At 58.5% G+C, this 19,033-nt stretch carries 20 protein-coding genes and 1 tRNA gene; 1 reads left to right on the top strand and 20 read right to left on the bottom strand.

All coding sequences use genetic code 11. The annotated features are described in order from the left end of the window. Window positions 1-12 precede the first annotated feature (12 nt). From HDE72_RS26635 to HDE72_RS26540, 20 genes are all read right to left on the bottom strand, one after another. A complete protein-coding gene (locus tag HDE72_RS26635; RefSeq protein ID WP_183748398.1) occupies window positions 13-1,515 on the bottom strand; it encodes an NADH-quinone oxidoreductase subunit M in 1,503 nt (500 codons plus the stop codon). Window positions 1,516-1,544: 29 nt separating this feature from the next. After that, window positions 1,545-3,656, bottom strand: a complete 2,112-nt coding sequence (gene nuoL / locus HDE72_RS26630; RefSeq protein WP_183748396.1) for an NADH-quinone oxidoreductase subunit L — start codon at window positions 3,654-3,656, stop codon at window positions 1,545-1,547. Between the two features lie 46 nt (window positions 3,657-3,702). Continuing rightward, on the bottom strand, window positions 3,703-4,008 hold the full coding sequence (gene nuoK, locus HDE72_RS26625) for an NADH-quinone oxidoreductase subunit NuoK (protein WP_183676647.1): 306 nt from the start codon (window positions 4,006-4,008) through the stop codon (window positions 3,703-3,705). Beyond that, a complete protein-coding gene (locus HDE72_RS26620; RefSeq protein WP_183748394.1) occupies window positions 4,008-4,640 on the bottom strand; it encodes an NADH-quinone oxidoreductase subunit J in 633 nt (210 codons plus the stop codon). Before HDE72_RS26620 ends, nuoK begins: the two co-directional genes overlap by 1 nt. A gap of 66 nt (window positions 4,641-4,706) precedes the next feature. Beyond that, window positions 4,707-5,195 carry an NADH-quinone oxidoreductase subunit NuoI gene (gene nuoI / locus HDE72_RS26615; RefSeq protein WP_183748392.1) on the bottom strand — a complete coding sequence of 163 codons (489 nt, stop codon included), beginning with the start codon at window positions 5,193-5,195 and terminating at the stop codon, window positions 4,707-4,709. 14 nt (window positions 5,196-5,209) lie between these two features. Then, complete coding sequence (nuoH, locus tag HDE72_RS26610) at window positions 5,210-6,292, bottom strand: NADH-quinone oxidoreductase subunit NuoH (protein ID WP_183748390.1); 1,083 nt, start codon at window positions 6,290-6,292, stop codon at window positions 5,210-5,212. Then, entirely contained in the window at window positions 6,292-8,625 is a 2,334-nt protein-coding gene (nuoG, locus tag HDE72_RS26605) for an NADH-quinone oxidoreductase subunit NuoG (RefSeq protein ID WP_183748388.1), read from the bottom strand. The genes nuoH and nuoG overlap by 1 nt, the downstream gene beginning before the upstream one ends. Window positions 8,626-8,647: 22 nt before the next feature. Beyond that, entirely contained in the window at window positions 8,648-9,943 is a 1,296-nt protein-coding gene (gene nuoF / locus HDE72_RS26600) for an NADH-quinone oxidoreductase subunit NuoF (RefSeq protein WP_183748386.1), read from the bottom strand. Continuing rightward, entirely contained in the window at window positions 9,940-10,419 is a 480-nt protein-coding gene (nuoE, locus tag HDE72_RS26595) for an NADH-quinone oxidoreductase subunit NuoE (protein ID WP_183748384.1), read from the bottom strand. The genes nuoF and nuoE overlap by 4 nt, the downstream gene beginning before the upstream one ends. Before the next feature lie 19 nt (window positions 10,420-10,438). Then, window positions 10,439-11,692, bottom strand: coding sequence for an NADH-quinone oxidoreductase subunit D (locus HDE72_RS26590; RefSeq protein WP_183748381.1), 1,254 nt, complete (start codon window positions 11,690-11,692; stop codon window positions 10,439-10,441). After that, the gene (locus HDE72_RS26585; RefSeq protein WP_183748379.1) at window positions 11,692-12,285 is read right to left on the bottom strand and encodes an NADH-quinone oxidoreductase subunit C; all 594 of its coding nucleotides are present in this window, start codon (window positions 12,283-12,285) and stop codon (window positions 11,692-11,694) included. The genes HDE72_RS26590 and HDE72_RS26585 overlap by 1 nt, the downstream gene beginning before the upstream one ends. Before the next feature lie 17 nt (window positions 12,286-12,302). After that, window positions 12,303-12,779: a NuoB/complex I 20 kDa subunit family protein gene (locus HDE72_RS26580; RefSeq protein WP_010399733.1), complete on the bottom strand. Its 477-nt coding sequence runs from the start codon at window positions 12,777-12,779 to the stop codon at window positions 12,303-12,305. A 3-nt stretch (window positions 12,780-12,782) separates the two neighbouring features. Beyond that, window positions 12,783-13,142, bottom strand: coding sequence for an NADH-quinone oxidoreductase subunit A (locus tag HDE72_RS26575; protein WP_071326314.1), 360 nt, complete (start codon window positions 13,140-13,142; stop codon window positions 12,783-12,785). A 177-nt stretch (window positions 13,143-13,319) separates the two neighbouring features. Next, a tRNA-Leu gene (locus tag HDE72_RS26570) sits at window positions 13,320-13,404 on the bottom strand. A gap of 235 nt (window positions 13,405-13,639) precedes the next feature. Then, window positions 13,640-14,053, bottom strand: coding sequence for a preprotein translocase subunit SecG (secG, locus tag HDE72_RS26565; RefSeq protein ID WP_183748377.1), 414 nt, complete (start codon window positions 14,051-14,053; stop codon window positions 13,640-13,642). Between the two features lie 28 nt (window positions 14,054-14,081). Then, window positions 14,082-14,831 (bottom strand): triose-phosphate isomerase, encoded by a 750-nt coding sequence (tpiA, locus tag HDE72_RS26560; RefSeq protein ID WP_183748375.1) that lies wholly within the window; start codon window positions 14,829-14,831, stop codon window positions 14,082-14,084. Between the two features lie 71 nt (window positions 14,832-14,902). Then, window positions 14,903-15,883 carry an NAD(P)H-quinone oxidoreductase gene (locus HDE72_RS26555; protein ID WP_183748372.1) on the bottom strand — a complete coding sequence of 327 codons (981 nt, stop codon included), beginning with the start codon at window positions 15,881-15,883 and terminating at the stop codon, window positions 14,903-14,905. A gap of 71 nt (window positions 15,884-15,954) precedes the next feature. Further along, the gene (locus HDE72_RS26550) at window positions 15,955-16,563 is read right to left on the bottom strand and encodes a tetratricopeptide repeat protein (protein ID WP_183748370.1); all 609 of its coding nucleotides are present in this window, start codon (window positions 16,561-16,563) and stop codon (window positions 15,955-15,957) included. 56 nt (window positions 16,564-16,619) lie between these two features. After that, on the bottom strand, window positions 16,620-17,381 hold the full coding sequence (locus HDE72_RS26545; RefSeq protein WP_183748368.1) for a GIN domain-containing protein: 762 nt from the start codon (window positions 17,379-17,381) through the stop codon (window positions 16,620-16,622). An 86-nt stretch (window positions 17,382-17,467) separates the two neighbouring features. Continuing rightward, on the bottom strand, window positions 17,468-17,674 hold the full coding sequence (locus tag HDE72_RS26540; protein WP_183748366.1) for a hypothetical protein: 207 nt from the start codon (window positions 17,672-17,674) through the stop codon (window positions 17,468-17,470). Between the two features lie 204 nt (window positions 17,675-17,878). Here HDE72_RS26540 and HDE72_RS26535 point away from each other — a divergent pair, with 204 nt between their 5' ends. Next, the gene (locus HDE72_RS26535) at window positions 17,879-18,964 is read left to right on the top strand and encodes an NAD(P)/FAD-dependent oxidoreductase (protein WP_183748364.1); all 1,086 of its coding nucleotides are present in this window, start codon (window positions 17,879-17,881) and stop codon (window positions 18,962-18,964) included. Window positions 18,965-19,033 lie beyond the last annotated feature (69 nt).

Here is a 19,033-nt window from a genome sequence, read left to right as displayed (position 1 = left end):
CGGTCTTCGTATTTAAGGCGTCAGCTTGCCGGCGGCGACATGCTGGAGCAGGTCAGCGACCGAAGTCTGCATCGTGTCGGTGAACGGGGCTGGGTACAGACCCATCACGAGCACGGCGATGGCCAGCACAGCAAGCATGAAGAATTCACGTTTGTTGATGTCGGTCAGTTCAGCCACATGCTTGTTCTTGATCTTGCCGAACACCACGCGTTTGGCCATCCACAGCGAGTAAGCAGCGCCCCAGATCAGTGCCGTTGCAGCCAGCAAACCAATCCAGAAGTTGAATTGCACCGCGCCCAGGATCACCATGAACTCGCCCACGAAACCGGAGGTCGCTGGCAAGCCGCAGTTCGCCATCGAGAACAGCACGAAGAAGGCGGCAAATTTAGGCATGCGGTTCACGACACCACCGTAGTCGGCGATATTACGGGTATGCATGCGGTCATACAGCACGCCGATGCACAGGAACATCGCGCCGGAGATAAAGCCGTGCGACACCATCTGCACGATACCGCCCTGCACCGAGATGTCGTTGAACATGAAGAAGCCCAGGGTGACGAAACCCATGTGCGCGATCGACGAATAGGCGACCAGTTTTTTCATGTCGGTTTGCACCAGTGCCACCAGGCCGATGTAGATCACGGCGATCAGCGACAGGGTGATCATGAAACCGGACAGGTAGTGCGCAGCATCAGGCGTGATAGGCAAGGAGAAACGCAGGAAGCCGTAAGCACCCAGTTTCAGCATGATCGCGGCCAGGACGGCCGAGCCGCCGGTAGGCGCTTCGACGTGGACGTCTGGCAACCAGGTGTGAACCGGGAACATCGGCACCTTGACGGCAAACGCCATCAGGAAGGCCAGGAAGATGAAGATCTGTTCGTGCAAGGTCAGCTTGAATGCGTGCCAGGCCAGGATATCAAAGGTGCCCGACACGGTGCGCAGGTAGATGATGGCAACCAGGGTCAGCAGCGAACCGAAGAAGGTGTACAGGAAAAACTTGAACGAGGCGTACACACGGTTGGCGCCACCCCAGATACCGATGATGATGAACATCGGGATCAGGGTTGCTTCAAAGAAGAAGTAGAACAGCAAGCCGTCCAGCGCGCAGAACACGCCGATCATCAGGCCCGACAGGATCAAAAACGCACCCATGTACTGGGCGATGCGCTTCTCGATCACTTGCCAGGCGGAGATCACCACGATCACCGTGATGAAGGCCGTCAGCGGCACGAACCACAGCGACAGGCCGTCGATACCCAGCGAGTACCAGATATTGAAGGTTTGTATCCACGGTGCTTTTTCAACGAATTGCATGCCATGTGCGGCGTTGTCGAAATGCTGGATCAGCGGCAAGGTGCACAGCATGCTGAGCACCGAGCCAGCCAGTGCCAGCCAGCGGGTAAAACCCGCTTTGCTGTCACGGCCGAGAGCCAGGACCAGGACGCCGCAAATAATCGGCACCCAGATCGAGAGACTCAGGTAAGGAGGTAGGGTAGAAATCGTAGACTGCATCATGGTTCTCAGTATTCTTTTATCAGGTCAGCTTACTTGGCAGGCCAAACTGGCAGGAAATAGATCAGGAAGCCCAGCACGCCCAGGATCATCACGAATGCATAGTGATAGATGTAACCGGTTTGCAGACCGCGCGACAGCGAGGACAGCCAGCCAACCAGCTTGGCGCTACCGTTGACCAGCAGGCCATCGATCAGCTTCTTGTCACCGAAGTTCCACAGGCCGTTACCCAGCAAACGGGCACCGCCGGCGAACACAACTTCATTGAACTTGTCCATGTAGTACTTATTGTCCAGCAAGGTATGAATCGCCTTGAATTTCGCAAAGAACCAGGCCGGTACGCGCGGGTTGACCATATAGCAGTAGTAGGCAGCGACCACGCCGGACAGGGCCAGCCAGAACGGTGCAGTCGTCAGACCGTGCAGCGCCATTGCCAGCGCGCCATGGAATTCATGCGACAGCTCTTCCATTGCCGGATGATTTTCACCGACAAAGATCACGCCCTTGAAGAAATCGCCATGCAGCATCGGGCCGATGGTCAGGTAACCGACGAGCAGCGAAGGAATCGCCAGCATCACCAGCGGGAACCACACCACGAATGGGGATTCATGCGGCTTCTGGCCAGGCGCCAGACCGTGGTGCGCGTGGTCGTCTTCTTCCTCTTCTTCATGATGGTCGTCATGGGCGTGGTCATCGTGGGCAGCCTTGGCTGCGTGGTGGTCGTCATGCGCGTGTGCATCATGTGCATGTGCATGTGCCTGGCCGAAACGTTCCTTGCCATGGAAGACCAGGAAATACATACGGAAGGAGTAGAAGGCGGTCACGAACACACCAGCCAATACGGCGAACTGGGCAAAGCCAGCACCCCAGATATGCGTCGCTTCGACGGCTTCGATGATGCTGTCCTTCGAGTAGAAACCCGAGAACAATGGCGTGCCGATCAGGGCCAGCGAACCGATCAGGGAAGTGATCCAGGTAATCGGCATGTATTTACGCAGGCCACCCATGTTGCGGATGTCTTGATCGTGGTGCATGCCGATGATGACCGAACCGGCGCCCAGGAACAGCAGTGCCTTGAAGAATGCGTGTGTCATCAGGTGGAATACGGCCACCGAGTAGGCGGACGAACCCAGCGCCACGGTCATGTAGCCCAGCTGCGACAGGGTCGAGTAAGCCACCACGCGCTTGATGTCGTTCTGGATGATGCCCAGGAAACCCATGAACAGTGCCGTGATGGAACCGATCACCAGGATGAAGGACAGTGCCGTGTCGGACAATTCAAACAGCGGCGACATGCGCGAGACCATGAAGATACCAGCCGTCACCATCGTCGCGGCGTGGATCAGTGCCGAAATCGGGGTCGGACCTTCCATCGAGTCTGGCAGCCAGACGTGCAGCGGGAATTGCGCCGACTTGCCCATCGCGCCGATGAACAGGCAGATGCAGGCTACCGTCAGCAGCGCCCAGTCGGTACCTGGCAAGGTCAGCAATGCCAGTGCGTCTTTCTTGGCGAACACTTCTTGATAGTTCATGGTGCCGGCAAACGCCAGCAGCAGGCCGATGCCCAGGATGAAGCCGAAGTCGCCCACGCGGTTGACGAGGAACGCCTTCATGTTGGCCACGATGGCCGTCGGACGCTGGTACCAGAAACCGATCAGCAGGTAAGACACCAGACCCACGGCTTCCCAACCGAAGAACAGTTGCAGGAAGTTGTTGGCCATCACCAGCATCAGCATCGAGAACGTGAACAGCGAGATGTAGGAGAAGAAGCGGTTGTAGCCTTCGTCATCCTTCATGTAGCCGATCGTGTAGATGTGCACCATCAGGGAGACGAAAGTGACCACGCACATCATCATCGCCGACAGCGAATCGATCTGGAAGCCCACTTCCATCTTCAGGGTGCCGATCGTCATCCAGTTATAGATCGTGCCATTGAATGTCGCGCCATCCACCACTGCCAGCAACGTGTGCACGGACAGGATGAATGCAATCAGTACGCCCAGGATCGTCGCGGTATGCGACGTCTTGCGACCGACCAAATTACCCAGGAACTGGGTGCCAAGCAAACCTGCAATCGCGGCACCGGCTAGCGGCGCCAGCGGTACGGCAAGAAGGAGGTTAGGGTTGAGGAGTTGCCCCGCCATGATGAACCTTAATCGTTATTATTCGAGAGATCGAGTCTGAAAAACATCAGCCTTTGAGGCTGTCCAGGTCTTCGACGTTGATGGTATCCAGATTACGGAACATCACCACCAGAATAGCCAGACCGATAGCCGACTCAGCGGCGGCAACCGTCAGGATGAAGAAAACGAAGATCTGACCGGCCGCGTCACCCAGGTAATGGGAAAACGCGATGAAATTCATATTCACCGCCAGCAGCATCAATTCGATTGCCATCAGCAATACGATGATGTTCTTGCGGTTCAGGAAAATCCCGACGATCGAGATTGCGAACAGGATCGCGCCCAGGACCAAATAATGTGTCAGCGTTAATATCATGGTGCCTCCTTGACTTCTGGCTCAGCTGCTGGACGCTCGACAACCGGGTCCATCTTGATGATCTTCAGGCGGTCATTGCGCTTGACGCGCACTGCATCGCCAGGTGCGAAATGCTTGGTGTCCTTGCGTTTGCGCAGGGTCAGCGCCACTGCGGCAACGATGGCCACCAGCAGCACGACGGCAGCGATTTCAAATGCGAACACGTATTTCGTGTAGATCAGCATGCCCAGTTCCTTGGTGCCGCCCAGGTTCACGCCTTCAGCAACCACGTTCGGTGCGAAGTCGCGGAAACCGTGCCACAACACAGCGGCCATTTCCAGCACGATGATCGCGCCGACGGTGGCAGCCAATGGCAGATAGCCCCAGAAACCTACACGCATGCGGTCGATATTGATATCGAGCATCATGACCACGAAGAGGAACAGCACCATCACGGCGCCGACATACACCAATACCAGCACGATGGCCAGGAATTCAGCTTGCAGCAGCATCCAGATGCCTGCCGCGGAAAAAAAGGACAGCACCAAAAACAGTACTGCGTGGACCGGATTACGGGCCGTGATAACGCGCGTCGCCGCTATGATCAGAATCAGCGAGAAGGCGTAAAACAAAATTGTTTTAAAGTCCATAAAAAACCCAATAGACGTACAGATGAACGAGGGGCGCGCCGCAGCCCGTAGGCTGCGGCGCATCCATCAGCGATAAGGTGCGTCGGCGGCGCGCGCAGCGGCGATGTCATTTTCATAACGATCACCTACGGCCAGCAACATCTCTTTCGTGTAATACAAATCACCGCGTTTCTCGCCGTGGTATTCCAGGATTTGCGTCTCGACGATGGAATCAACCGGGCACGACTCTTCGCAGAAACCGCAGAAGATGCACTTGGTCAAATCAATATCGTAACGCGTGGTGCGGCGCGAGCCGTCTTCACGCTGTTCCGATTCGATCGTGATGGCCATCGCCGGGCAAACTGCTTCGCACAGTTTGCAGGCGATGCAACGTTCTTCGCCGTTCGGGTAGCGGCGCAGTGCGTGCAAGCCACGGAAACGCGGCGAGATCGGGGTCTTCTCTTCCGGGAATTGCACCGTGATCTTGCGCGAAAACATGTACTTGCCTGTCAGCGCCATGCCCTTGATCAGCTCGCCTAACAAGAGGCTGCTGAAGAAATCTTTAACCTTATCCATTCGTATGCACTCTCTTACTTCCAAATATTCCAGGATGTCTGCATCCAGGCAGCGACGAAGACCAGGTAGACCAGCGTCAAGGGGATAAACACTTTCCAGCCCAGGCGCATGATCTGGTCATAACGGTAGCGTGGGAAAGTACCGCGTACCCAGACAAACACCGAAACGATGAAGAATGTTTTTGCAAACAACCAGAAGAAACCGCCAAAACCGCCCCAGAATTCCAGGAACTTGAACGGTGCGGACCAGCCGCCCAGGAACATGATCGAGCCCAGGGCGCCGATCAAAATCATGTTGGCGTATTCGGCCAGCATGAACATGGCGTAAGCCATGCCCGAGTATTCGACCATGTGACCGGCGACGATTTCCGACTCGCCTTCGACAACGTCGAATGGGTGACGGTTGGCTTCAGCCAGGCCCGACACCAGGTAGATGACGAACATCGGCAGCAGCGGCAGCCAGTTCCACGACAGGAAGTTGACGCCCTTGTCCGCGAAGAAGCCGATTTGCTGGCCGCCCACGATATCGATGAAGTTCAGGCTGCCCGACACCATCAGCACGATCACCATCACGAAACCCATCGGGATTTCATACGAGATCATCTGTGCCGAAGCGCGCATGGCGCCCATGAACGAGTACTTCGAGTTCGACGCCCAGCCGGCGATGATGATGCCGTAGACTTCCATCGAAGTGATTGCCAGCAACAGCAGCAAGCCGGCGTTGACGTTTGCCAACACTGCTTCCGGGCCGAACGGGACCACCGACCAGGCCGCCAGGGCCGGCATGATGGTCATGATCGGGCCGATCACGAAGAGGCCCTTGGCCGACTTGGCCGGGATGATGATCTCTTTGAACAAGAGTTTCAGTGCATCGGCGATCGGTTGCAGCAAGCCCAGCGGGCCCACGCGGTTAGGACCGACGCGGATCTGGATCCAGCCGATCAGCTTGCGCTCCCACAAGGTAGCGTAGGCAACCAGACCCATCAGCGGCAGCAGCACGCACAGGATCTTGATCAACGTCCAGAAGAACGGCCAGGCAGTGCCCAGCAGATCATGACCGGTACTGTTGATGACGTTTACAAATTCAGGCAGAGCCATCAGATTTTCCCCTCTGCTGTTTCAACTGTGATGTCACCGAACATGCCGCCAAGCTGGGCGGTCGAGGCATGCGCCGCCGACACTTTGACCACATTGGCTGGCAGGCCGGCGTGAATAGCCGCCACCAGGATGGCGCTGCCGGAGCCTTGCGCCACTTTGACCTTGTCGCCTGCCTTGATACCCAGCTTGCCAGCCAGCTCGGCGGACAGGTGGGCTTGTGGCGCAGCGCCATCGACCGTGCGTTGCAATGGCTCGGAACGGCGTACCAGTGCATCGGCGAAATAGATCGGCACGTCAGCGATACGTTGCAGCGCAGGCGAAGCCGGTGCATACGTGGCCGCTTCGGCAGCGTTCCTGGCGGTATTGGACAGCTGTGCCGACAGGTCGGTCACGCCAGCGCCAAAGGCTTCGTCGCGGATCGCTTCGGACGTGTCGTAGTCGAAACCGGCCAGGCCCAGGATGTTGCCCAGTACGCGCAGCACTTTCCAGGCTGGACGGGTTTCCGCCAGCGGTTTCACGGTGCCGTTGAAACTTTGCGCGCGGCCTTCGCAGTTCACGAAGGTGCCCGAGGTTTCAGCGAATGGCGCGATCGGCAGCAAGACGTCGGCGTACTCCATGCCGTGCTTGAAGGCCGACATGGCCACCACCATTTCAGCTTTGTCCAGCGCGGCGCGGGCCGCTTGTGGATTGGCAGCATCGAGTTCCGGCTCGGCGTGCAGCAGCACGTAGGCTTTCTTCGGCGCTGCGAACACGGCTTGTGCGTTGGCGCGTGGCTTGACCACCAGGTGCGCGCCGACGGTGTTGGCCGCTTCGGTCAGGTAGCCCAGGGTGGCGCCAGTCTGTTCGGCGATCCATTGTGCGGCAGCGTGCAGTTGCGACGCTTGCGGGTGTTGCGTTGCCGCGTTACCCAGCAGCACGGCGCCATGGTCGCCAGCCATCAGGCTGGCGGCAATGTTGACGGCCACGTCCGAGGCGGTAATCGCTTCGAAACCATTTGGCGCAGCGATTTCTTTCGCTTTGGCAACCGCTACCACCACTTCCGACAAGGCAGCCAGCCAATCGCTTGGGGCCACGATCATCTTGTTGGCGATGGTGATCAGTTGATCATCGTCGGATGCGTGCAGGATCGACAGCTTGCCGCCGGCTTTTACTGCAGCGCGCAGACGCGTTGCCAGCAATGGGTGATCCTTGCGCAGGAAGGAGCCGATCACAAAGGCGCGCTTGATCTGGCCGAAGTCATTGATCGGCATGCCCAGCCATGGCTTGACGTTCGCGTCCAGCGCGAAGTCAAGCTGGCGCAGGCGGAAGTCGACGTTGTCGGAACCGAGGCCGTGCGCAACTTTTTGCAGCAAGACCAGTTCTTCCACCGTCGAATGCGCCGTAGCGACCGCGGCGATAGCGTCAGCGCCGTGTTCGTGCTTGATGTTTTTCAGGCCGTGGGCCACGTATTCCAGCGCGGTCTGCCAATCGACTTCTTTCCACTCATTGCCTTGTTTCAGCATAGGGGAAGTCAGGCGTTCGGCACTGTCCAGCGCTTCGTACGAGAAACGGTCCTTGTCGGAAATCCAGCACTCGTTGACGTCGTCGTTTTCCAGCGGCAGTACGCGCTTGACCTTGCCAGCTTTCACTTGCACGATCAGGTTGGCGCCCAGGCCGTCATGCGGGCTGACCGATTTGCGGCGCGACAGTTCCCAGGTACGGGCGCTGTAGCGGAATGGCTTCGATGTCAGTGCGCCTACCGGGCACAGATCGATCATATTGCCCGACATTTCGGAATCGACCGTCTGACCGACGAAGGACACGATTTCGGAGTGTTCGCCACGACCGATCATGCCCAGCTCCATCACGCCGGCCACTTCCTGGCCGAAACGTACGCAGCGGGTGCACTGGATGCAGCGCGCCATCTCTTGCATCGAGACCAGCGGGCCAGCTTCCTTCGGTTTGACGACGCGCTTGTCTTCCTGATAGCGCGAACCGCTGTTGCCGTAGCCGACTGCCAAGTCTTGCAACTGGCATTCGCCGCCCTGATCGCAGATAGGGCAATCAAGCGGGTGGTTAATCAACAAGAATTCCATGACCGACTTTTGCGCCTGCACAGCTTTATCGCTGGCAGAACGCACGATCATGCCGGCACTGACCGGGGTCGCGCAAGCGGGCAAAGGCTTGGGGGCCTTTTCCACTTCGACCAGGCACATGCGGCAGTTCGCTGCGATCGACAATTTCTTGTGGTAGCAGAAGTGCGGAATGTAGGTTCCCAATTTGTTGGCGGCGTCCATCACCATGCTACCAGCAGGGACTTCGACTTTTTTGCCGTCTATTTCGATTTCAACCATGGTGATCGTTACCTGACGCAGCTTAGATGTAAGCGGGCACTAAGCAATGCTTGTGCTCGATGTGATATTCAAATTCTTCACGGAAATTCTTAATGAAGGCCCGTACTGGCATAGCCGCTGCATCGCCCAGTGCGCAAATAGTGCGGCCCTGGATGTTGTCAGCGATCGAGTTGAGCATATCCAGGTCGTCTGGACGACCTTGCCCCTGCTCGATGCGATGTACCATGCGGTACATCCAGCCTGTGCCTTCACGGCAAGGCGTACACTGGCCGCACGATTCTTCAAAATAGAAGTAGGAAAGGCGTTCCAGCGCCTTCACCATGCAGCGAGTTTCGTCCATCACGATGACAGCGCCCGAACCGAGCATCGAACCGGCTTTCGCGATCGAATCGTAGTCCAGGTCGGTTTGCATCATGACTTCACCGCGTATCACCGGAGCGGACGAACCGCCAGGGATAACGGCTTTGATTTTTTTGCCACCACGCATGCCGCCTGCCAGTTCCAGCAGTTTGGCAAATGGCGTACCCAGCGGTACTTCGTAGTTGCCCGGCATTTCCACGTCGCCCGAGATCGAGAAGATCTTCGAACCGCCATTGTTCGGCTTGCCCATGGCCAGGTATTTCTCTGGGCCAATGTTCAGCACGAATGGCACGGCCGCGAAGGTTTCCGTGTTGTTGATCGTGGTCGGTTTGCCGTACAGGCCAAACGAGGCAGGGAAAGGCGGCTTGAAGCGTGGCTGGCCTTTTTTGCCTTCCAGCGATTCGAGCAGCGCGGTTTCTTCGCCGCAGATGTACGCGCCATAACCATGGTGTGCGTGCAACTGGAACGAGAACTCGCTACCCATGATCTTGTCGCCCAGGAAGCCGGCGGCGCGCGCCTCTTCCAGTGCATCTTCGAAACGCAGGTAGTCCTGGAAAATTTCGCCGTGGATATAGTTGTAACCCACGGTGATGCCCATCGCATAAGCGCCAATCGCCATGCCTTCGATCAGCGCATGGGGATTGTAACGAATGATGTCGCGGTCCTTGAAAGTGCCCGGTTCGCCTTCATCTGTATTGCAGACGAGGTATTTCTGGCCCGGGAACTGGCGTGGCATGAAGCTCCACTTCAGGCCGGTAGGGAAACCCGCGCCGCCACGGCCGCGCAAGGACGAAGCCTTGAGGTCGGCAATGATCTGTTCCGGCGTGATTTTCTCTTCCAGGATACGCCGCAGGGCCGTATAGCCACCACGGTTCACATAGTCTTGCAAATGCCAGTTCTTGCCATCCAGATCCTTCAGGATCAACGGATCGATATGGCGGTTGTGGAGTGACGTCATTTCTTGAGTTCCTCCAGCATGGCGTCGATTTTCTCGTTCGACATCCAGCTGCACATGGTTTTATTACTGACCAGCAGGACAGGCGCATCGCCGCAAGCGCCCATGCACTCGCCTTCCACCAGGGTGAACTGGCCGTCAGCAGTGGTTTCGCGGAAATCGATACCCAGCTTCTGCTTCAGGTATTCGGCGGCGCGCACGCCACCGGACAGGGCGCAAGGCAGGTTGGTGCACACGGTGATCTTGTGCTTGCCGACCGGCTTGGTGTTGTACATATTGTAGAACGTGGCCACTTCCTGCACAGCAATAGCCGGCATGCCGATGTAGTCGGCGATTTCCTTCATGGTGTCCGGCGACAGCCAGCCCAGTTCATCCTGGGCGTGCGCCAGCGCGGCCATCACGGCCGACTGACGCTGGTCGCCTGGGTACTTGGCCAGCTCGCGGTCGATTTTTTTATAGCACTGCTCTGATAACAACATACTTTTTTGCCTCTCGGACTTAGCGGTCAATACTGCCGAACACGATATCTTGCGTACCAATGATGGTCACGGCGTCGGCAATCATGTGTCCACGCGCCATTTCGTCCAGCGACTGCAAGTGGGCGTAATCTGGTGCGCGCAGTTTCATGCGGTACGGCTTGTTGGCGCCATCGGACACCAGGTAAATGCCAAACTCGCCTTTCGGGTGCTCGACGGCGCTGTAAGCCTCGCCCGGCGGCACGTGGAAACCTTCGGTAAACAGCTTGAAGTGGTGAATCAGCGATTCCATATTGGTCTTCATGTCGACGCGGCCCGGAGGCGCTACCTTGCGGTTGCTGGTCATGACAGGACCTGGATTGTTGCGCAGCCACTCCACGCACTGCTTGATGATGCGGTTCGACTGGCGCAGCTCTTCCACGCGGACCAGGTAGCGGTCGTAACAATCGCCGTTGGTGCCGATAGGAATGTCGAAGTCCATCAGGTCGTACACTTCGTACGGCTGTTGCTTGCGCAAGTCCCATTGCACGCCCGAACCACGCAGCATGGCGCCGGTAAAGCCCATGGCCAGCGCATCTTCCGGCGAGACCACGCCGATGCCGACGGTCCGCTGTTTCCAGATACGGTTGTCAGTCAGCAAGGTTTCGTATTCGTCGACATAGGTCGGGAAACGGCGCGTGAAGTCCTCGATGAAGTCCAGCAGGGAACCCTGGCGGTTTTCATTGAGCTTGGCGATGGCCTTGGCGTTGCGGATGATGGACGCCTTGTGCTGCGGCATCGAATCTGGCAAGTCGCGGTACACGCCGCCCGGACGGTAGTAGGCTGCGTGCATACGTGCGCCCGAGACCGCTTCGTAGCAGTCGAACAGGTCTTCGCGATCGCGGAAGCAATACAGGAACGGGCCCATGGCGCCGACGTCCAGCGCATGCGCGCCCAGCCACATCAGGTGGTTCAGGACGCGGGTGATTTCATCGAACATCACGCGGATGTATTGGGCGCGCAAAGGCACTTCTACATTCAGCAGCTTTTCGATCGCCATCACGTAAGCATGTTCATTGCACATCATCGACACATAGTCGAGACGGTCCATGTACGGCACGGATTGCAAGTAGGTCTTCTGTTCGGCCAGTTTCTCGGTAGCGCGGTGCAGCAGGCCGATATGGGGGTCGGCACGCTGTATCACTTCGCCATCGAGCTCGAGCACCAGGCGCAGCACACCGTGCGCGGCCGGATGCTGTGGCCCAAAGTTCAGGGTGTAGTTCTTAATCTCAGCCATTATTTCATCCCGTAATGTTCTTCGCGGATCACGCGCGGCACGTTTTCCCGCGGCTCGATCGTCACGGGCTGGTAAATCACGCGCTTTTGTTCCGGATCGTAGCGCATCTCGACATAGCCGGAGACCGGGAAGTCCTTGCGGAACGGATGGCCGATGAAACCGTAGTCGGTCAGCAGGCGGCGCAAGTCGTTATGGCCTTCGAACAGGATGCCCAGCAGGTCGAACGCTTCGCGCTCATACCAGTTGACCGAACGCCAGATGTTCACCACGGATGGCAGCAGCGGCATGTCGTCGTCCGGCGCAAAGACGCGGACGCGCACGCGCCAGTTGTGCTTGACCGACAGCAGGTGCGAAACGGCCGCGAAACGCAGGCCATCCCAGGCGCCATCGCCATAGGTCGAGTAGTCCACGCCGCACAGGTCGAGCATTTGCTCGAAATGCAGGGTCGGGTCGTCGCGCAGCGTTTGCATCACGTCCAGGTAGTCTTCGGCCTTGACGACCAAGGTGACTTCACCCAGCGCAACGGTAGTGCTAACGCGTTCGCCCAGGGCAGTACCCAGGGCGTTTTGCAATACTTCTAAATGTGTAGTCATAATCTGAAGCGACCCGGTTAGCGTGCGATCGTGCTGGTACGCTTGATCTTGTTCTGCAACTGCATGATGCCGTACAGCAGTGCTTCAGCTGTTGGAGGGCAGCCAGGCACATACACGTCAACGGGCACGATGCGGTCGCAACCGCGCACCACAGAGTAGGAGTAATGGTAGTACCCGCCGCCATTGGCGCAGGAACCCATCGAGATAACCCAGCGCGGCTCTGCCATCTGGTCGTAGACCTTGCGCAATGCCGGCGCCATCTTGTTGCACAGGGTACCTGCAACAATCATGACGTCGGACTGACGCGGCGACGGACGAAACACGACGCCAAAACGGTCCATATCGTAACGGGCAGCGCCCACGTGCATCATTTCAACCGCACAGCAGGCCAGACCGAACGTCATCGGGAACATCGACCCGGTACGCGCCCAGTTGATCAGCTTGTCGGCCGAGGTGGTGATGAAACCTTCGCTTAATACGCCTTCAATAGCCATGGCTTATTCCCAGTCAAGGGCACCTTTCTTCCAAATGTACCAAAATCCGACCACGAATTCGGCGATGAACACCATCATCGTGACGAAACCGGCCCAGCCCAGATCGCGCATTGCTACGCCCCATGGGAAAAAGAATGCCGTTTCCAGATCGAACAAAATAAACAGGATTGCGACCAGATAGTAGCGCACATCGAATTTCATGCGCGCGTCTTCGAATGCTTCAAAACCACATTCGTACGGGGAGAGTTTTGCTGCGTCAGGCTTGTTAGGGCCTAACAGGCGCCCCAGGAGCTGGGGAGCGATGCCGACACCGAGGCCGACAAGAATAAACAGCAGGACGGGGAAGTAATTTTCGAGGTTCACGATTGATACGCTTATGTTGAACGATCGGTTAAATGAGGACGCTGCGATCACTTGCAGCGTATTTAACGCACGACCCCAATCAAAGCTAAGACCAGGATCGAACGACACATCCTCGTAAAAAAAGCCAGCAACTTTGTATGAGCCATGGCTCATGCGCCGTTGCTGGCTTCTGATTTCTGGTGCCGACGACGAGACTCGAACTCGTACAGCTTTCGCCACTACCCCCTCAAGATAGCGTGTCTACCAATTTCACCACGTCGGCGGTAAGGCCCGTATTCTACTCTGCTTTGCTGCTAAAGTTAATGCACAAATGCATCAAAACACAGATAAAAACGATTAATTTTTACATCTTCCAGCACGATAATGCTTTTTTCTACCGCACTGCTAAAACATTGAGCAATAATCTGCCCGTAATGAGAATCACTCGCAATTCTCGGATACTACTCAATATTTCCAAGCCATTATCCAGCTTAATTACACTCGAATACTTGAGTTAATTACTTTGGAATCTGGCCAGCCGGGGTGCTTGCCGCTGGCGCCGCTGCTGCTGGCGCGGTCGCTGCTGGCGCCGCAGCTGTTGGTGCAGGCACCGTGGTCGGGATCGCGCCGGCGCCAGTCACTGGCGCTGGCTTGACGACTTTATCCATCACGCCGCCGCCTACCGTGGTAGCGCGCTGATTGGCCATCAGCGACAGCGCCAGGGTGGCGCCGAAGAAGATCGCGGCAGCGACGCCGGTCGACTTCGACATGAAGTTCGACGAGCCCGTTGCACCGAACAAGCTGCCGGACGCGCCGGAACCGAAGGCGGCGCCCATATCAGCGCCCTTGCCATGCTGCAGCAATACCAGCGCGATAATCGACAAAGCGGACAAAACCTGTACCACGACTACCAGATTGAACATCATGTTCATTGCAATTCCATTCTTAGTTTAAAGTAATTCAATCGGCGGCGTGAATAATAGCCAGGAAATCCGCCGCCTTCAATGCTGCCCCACCGATCAGCCCGCCGTCAATATCCGGCATGGCCATCAATTCTTTTGCATTCTCCGGTTTCATGCTGCCGCCGTACAAGATCTGTACGCCAGCGGCCGCTACCGCATTCTTGACTGCCAGTTGCGCGCGCAACAGCTGGTGCACATCTTGCGCCATCTGCGGCGTGGCTGTCTTGCCGGTGCCAATCGCCCAGACCGGCTCATACGCCACCACCAGCTTCGCCACATCGTCGCCAGTGACGGCTGCCAGCACGGTATTCAATTGCTGCGACACCACGGTATCGGTCTGCCCTGCTTCGCGCTGTTCCAGCGTTTCACCGACACAGACGATGGGCGTGATGCCAGCGGCCAGCGCCGCCACCGTCTTGGCCGCCACCTGAGCGCACGCTTCGCCATGGTAGGCGCGGCGTTCGGAATGGCCGACCACCACATAGCTGCAGCCAAAATCCTGCAGCATGGCGGCCGAGATCTCTCCCGTGTAGGCACCGCCAGCATGGGCGGAAACATCTTGCGCGCCCCAGGCCAGGCTTGAGCCTGCCAATTGCGCCTGGCACTGCGCCAGATACGGCGCGGGCACACAAACGGCGCTGGCAGCGCCATGGCCGGACAAGCCAGCTACTATTTCTGACAATAACACCGCGTTCGAGGTGCGACTGCCGTTCATCTTCCAATTTCCGACGACGAGTTTGCGACGCATAGTAGCCTAAATTCTAATAACCCGTCATTCTAACGCTACCACTGTTGCCGGTCAAACCGAGGCCCGGTGTTTCAGGCAACTTGCAACATGATCTTGCCCACATGCGTGCTCGATTCCATCAGCGCATGGGCCTGATTGGCCTGGTCCAGCGGGAAAGTTTTGTAAATGACGGGTTTGATCTTGCCTGCCTCGATCAAGGGCCAGACGGTGGCCTGCAAATGCGCGGCAATGGCGGCCTTGAACGCCACCGAACGGGGACGCAAAGTCGACCCCGTGACGGTCAGGCGGCGGCGCAGCAACTGCCCGACATCCAGCGTCGCCTTGATGCCACCCTGCACGGCAATGACGCCGATGCGGCCATCATCGGCCAGGCAATCGATCTCGCGCGGCAGATAGTCGCCACCGACCATGTCGAGGATCACATCGACACCGCGCCCGCCCGTCAATTGCTTGACGACGGCGGCGAAATCTTCCGTGCGGTAATTGATGCCGCGTTCGGCGCCCAGGGCCTCGCAGGCGCGCGCCTTGTCGTCGCTGCCGGCCGTGGCGAACACGCGATGACCCAGCGCCGCAGCCAATTGGATCGCTGCCACGCCGATACCGGACGTGCCGCCCTGCACCAGCAAGGTTTCACCGTCGGCCAGCGCGCAGCGGTCGAACACATTGCTCCAGACGGTAAAGAAATTTTCAGGCAAGGAAGCGCCTTCCAGCGCCGTCAAGCCCTTGGGCAAAGGCAGGCACTGGCCGACCGGGGCCGCGCAATACTCGGCATAGCCGCCACCCTGCACCAGCGCGCAAACCAGGTCGCCGAGCTTGAAGGGCGTGCCGGCCAGGTCGCCATCGACGATTTCGCCGGCCACTTCCAGGCCAGGCAAATCGGAGGCGCCGGCGGGCGGCGCATACTTGCCCAGGCGTTGCAGCACGTCGGGACGGTTGATGCCGGCGGCATGCACTTTGATCAGCAGCTCCCCCGCCTTCAGTTGCGGCGCAGCACGCTCGGCAATCTGCAAAACATCGGCGGGACCGGGCTCGGTGATGACAACTGCACGCATGGCGACTCTCTTGGCAAGGGAAAGAGCGATTGTACGCCAAGCCGCCCCACCTTGCAGCGCCCTCCCCCCGACTAGGCAGCGCCGGTTTTCGAGGTACGCGGCAAGGGCGTGCCCGGCTTCCATTTTGCCGACAGGGTCTGGCCCTCTTCGACCTGCTCCGGCGTCATCATGCGCAACACGGCGGCGCGCTGATCGGCCGCATTCGACGAGCCATTGGCGGCCGCCAGATTCCACAACATATAGGCGATGACGATATCCTGCTGCACGCCCCCCATATGGTAGCGGTACATCAGGCCCAGCACCTGCTGCGCCTCGGCATGGTTTTGCTCGGCGGCCTTGCGAAACCAGACCACGGCCTGCTTGTGATCCTGCAGGACGGCGTTGCCCGTGTAATACATGGCGCCGACCACGTACTGCGCGTCGGCCTTGCCCTGGTCGGCTGCCTTGCGGTGCCAAAACATGGCTTGCTTGTAATCTTGCGGCAAGCCACGACCCATGTAATACATCAAGCCCAGCAAATGTTCGGCGTCGGCATTGCCCGCCTTGGCCAACGGTAAAATTTCCTTGTAGGCCAGGCTGTAATTCTTGTTGTTATAAGCACTGGCGCCTTCAGCGAAGCCGGCCTGCGCGCTCTGCTGTATCGCGCACAGCAGCAATAATGCAATGATCAGTTTTTTCATCGGAGTGGGGAATAGTCTGACTGCTTTTTTATTATCCTGACGAGTACAGGACACCCTTACTTCCAGCTAACTTTACCAAGGCCATCGACGCTGACATCGCGGTTGGCTGGCTTGCCGTAGACCACCACTGAACCGAGTCCGCTCAGGTTCAGCTTGGCATTTACCGTAGCATTCACGGTGGCGTTGCCCAGGCCACTCAAATCGAGATTGACGGCTTCGGCCTGAAATTGCTGCGCATTCAGGCTGCCCAGGCCACCGAGGCTGGCTTTCAACAGCTTGCCACGCCCGCCCAGCACCACCGAACCGGCGCCTTCCAGGTCGAGATCGGCGCGCTCATTGTTGCCAACCCACAGTTGCATGCTGCCCACGCCCCCCAGGCTGGCCTTCAGCTTGCGATAGTCGCCCACCATCTTGATGCTGCCCGCCCCTTCCAGCGACAAAACGATCTCGTCGCCCGTAAAACCGGTGATATCGGTAGTGCCCATGCCTTCCGAACTGAGTTCGCGCAAGTTCGGCAAGACCAGCTCGGCGCGTACGGAAGAAGGGTTGATCTTGAAGCCGCGGATTTCCGTTTCTATGTGCAGGGTATCGCCGCTCTGGGCCGTGCTGACATCGGCAATATAGCGTTTGTCGGCCGTGATGCTCAAGGAAGGAACGTTGCCCTGGCGGATGCGCACCTCCATCACGCCGTCGAGCTTGACCCGCATCACGCGGGCGTCGATGGGGCGCATTTCCAGCAAGCGGGTTTCGGCACCCGCACTGCGCAGCAGGCCAAAGGCCGCCAGGAACAGCAGTGCCAGCTGGAGTATCTTTTTCATATGACTTCCTTGGTATCTTGTTTTATCAGGCTATGACAGCATCATGCTTTGGCTACTGTAGCAGCGCCATATATTGCTAGCAATAGTTATGCAAAGCGGGCTTTTTCGGCGGCGCTCAAGCGCTTGGCCTTGACTACCACTATTTGCATCACCGCCTTGGCAGGAACAGGGCTAAGGTAGCTGGAATTAGCCACCTGCAAGGCTGGCGCGGCGGGCGCCATGGCGTAGCAGCTTGCGCTCAGCAGGACTGCGGCGGCAACGACGATGGCTTCCATGTTTTTAGCGACGTTCATCTTGATCTCCTCGGGTAGCTGTCAGTGGCTGCGCAATGTGTTGCGCGATGTGATCACTATAGACATGGCGCTCCCGGCAGGCACGCCGATTGCGACGAACTGCAATTTCAGCACCCCAGCCTACCAAAATCGGGGATGGGCGTGCAGGCAATCTCCAGGATCGGCCATGTTGTACCATAGCCGGCACAACAGAACAGGAGTGATATGGCAAGTGCTTCCAATAAACGCGTCGTGGTCATCGGCGCAGGCATCGTGGGCGCGTCGCTGGCCTACCACCTGGCCGGCCAGGGCGCGCAAGTTACCGTGCTCGAAGCCGGAGAGATCGCCTCCGGCGTCACCGGCACCTCCTTCGCATGGCTCAACACCACCCATGGCGCAGGCGATCCCATCGCCCACTTGCGCGGCACCGCCATCGCGGAATACCACCGGCTTCAGGCCGAACTGCCCGACTTGCAGATACGCTGGAGCGGCGCCCTGTCATATGGCGTCGAGGCAAACGGGATGCCGCCAGCCACACTGGTATCGCGCGGGCAGATACGCAAGCTGGAGCCGAACCTCAAGCACCCTCCCGAACAGGCCTGGCATGCCGCCGCAGAAGGCGCGCTCGATGCGGTGGCCGCCACGCATGCCCTGCTCGCTGGCGCCCAGGCACATGGGGCGCAAGTATTCACCTACACCCCGGTACTGGGCTTCCTGCTTCAGGGAAGCACAGTGACGGGCGTCAAGACCGCAACGGGCGCCATCGCAGCCGATATGGTGGTGCTGGCGGCAGGCACTGGCACGGCCAGGCTGGCCGCCATGCTCGATACACCACTGCCCGTCACGGCCTCCCCTGCCATCTTTATCCGCTACAAGACAGCAAATGATCTGGTAAAGGGCATACTCTCCAGCCCGCAGATGGAAGTGCGGCAAGGCGCGGATGGCAGCTTGCTGGCAGCGGAAGACTACCTTGACGACACGCCGGACAACCACCCGGCCGCCATCGCCGTACGCACCGCCCAAGCCATCGGGCACGAGTTGCACGGCGTAACGGCTATCGAGACTGAGCTGGCGTGCGTGGGGTGGCGGCCCATGCCAGCCGATGGCGTTCCCATCGTCGGCCACCTCCCCCACGTCAGCGGCGCCTACGTTTGCGTCATGCATCCAGGCGTGATCCTGGCGGCGGTGGTCGGCCGCCTGGCCAGCGAAGAGATCATCACCGGCAAGGCCGCCTCGACACTCGCGCCATGCCGGCCGGATCGATTCTCCCCCCATCAAATCCGCTTGAATCGGCATAGGGGACAGCCGTGAAGGCCGCTCCCCTGCCACACCACCCGGCATGCGGGTCCGCACCGGGCGGTTCGAGTAGTTGAGGTCAAG

It is taken from the genome of Janthinobacterium saanense, assembly GCF_014200675.1.
Taxonomy (GTDB): domain Bacteria; phylum Pseudomonadota; class Gammaproteobacteria; order Burkholderiales; family Burkholderiaceae_D; genus Janthinobacterium.
Note: the sequence above shows the minus strand (reverse complement) of the source record. Positions and strands in the feature narration are given on the sequence as shown.

What these genes read in the sequence shown, in the direction of transcription:
- HDE72_RS26635 (WP_183748398.1), bottom strand. Translation starts at nt 1,515, where the DNA reads ATGATGCAGTCTACGATTTCTACCCTACCTCCTTACCTGAGTCTCTCG.
- nuoL (WP_183748396.1), bottom strand. Translation starts at nt 3,656, where the DNA reads ATGGCGGGGCAACTCCTCAACCCTAACCTCCTTCTTGCCGTACCGCTG.
- HDE72_RS26620 (WP_183748394.1), bottom strand. Translation starts at nt 4,640, where the DNA reads ATGGACTTTAAAACAATTTTGTTTTACGCCTTCTCGCTGATTCTGATC.
- nuoI (WP_183748392.1), bottom strand. Translation starts at nt 5,195, where the DNA reads ATGGATAAGGTTAAAGATTTCTTCAGCAGCCTCTTGTTAGGCGAGCTG.
- nuoH (WP_183748390.1), bottom strand. Translation starts at nt 6,292, where the DNA reads ATGGCTCTGCCTGAATTTGTAAACGTCATCAACAGTACCGGTCATGAT.
- nuoG (WP_183748388.1), bottom strand. Translation starts at nt 8,625, where the DNA reads ATGGTTGAAATCGAAATAGACGGCAAAAAAGTCGAAGTCCCTGCTGGT.
- nuoF (WP_183748386.1), bottom strand. Translation starts at nt 9,943, where the DNA reads ATGACGTCACTCCACAACCGCCATATCGATCCGTTGATCCTGAAGGAT.
- nuoE (WP_183748384.1), bottom strand. Translation starts at nt 10,419, where the DNA reads ATGTTGTTATCAGAGCAGTGCTATAAAAAAATCGACCGCGAGCTGGCC.
- HDE72_RS26590 (WP_183748381.1), bottom strand. Translation starts at nt 11,692, where the DNA reads ATGGCTGAGATTAAGAACTACACCCTGAACTTTGGGCCACAGCATCCG.
- HDE72_RS26585 (WP_183748379.1), bottom strand. Translation starts at nt 12,285, where the DNA reads ATGACTACACATTTAGAAGTATTGCAAAACGCCCTGGGTACTGCCCTG.
- HDE72_RS26580 (WP_010399733.1), bottom strand. Translation starts at nt 12,779, where the DNA reads ATGGCTATTGAAGGCGTATTAAGCGAAGGTTTCATCACCACCTCGGCC.
- secG (WP_183748377.1), bottom strand. Translation starts at nt 14,053, where the DNA reads ATGAACATGATGTTCAATCTGGTAGTCGTGGTACAGGTTTTGTCCGCT.
- tpiA (WP_183748375.1), bottom strand. Translation starts at nt 14,831, where the DNA reads ATGCGTCGCAAACTCGTCGTCGGAAATTGGAAGATGAACGGCAGTCGC.
- HDE72_RS26555 (WP_183748372.1), bottom strand. Translation starts at nt 15,883, where the DNA reads ATGCGTGCAGTTGTCATCACCGAGCCCGGTCCCGCCGATGTTTTGCAG.
- HDE72_RS26550 (WP_183748370.1), bottom strand. Translation starts at nt 16,563, where the DNA reads ATGAAAAAACTGATCATTGCATTATTGCTGCTGTGCGCGATACAGCAG.
- HDE72_RS26545 (WP_183748368.1), bottom strand. Translation starts at nt 17,381, where the DNA reads ATGAAAAAGATACTCCAGCTGGCACTGCTGTTCCTGGCGGCCTTTGGC.
- HDE72_RS26540 (WP_183748366.1), bottom strand. Translation starts at nt 17,674, where the DNA reads ATGAACGTCGCTAAAAACATGGAAGCCATCGTCGTTGCCGCCGCAGTC.
- HDE72_RS26535 (WP_183748364.1), top strand. Translation starts at nt 17,879, where the DNA reads ATGGCAAGTGCTTCCAATAAACGCGTCGTGGTCATCGGCGCAGGCATC.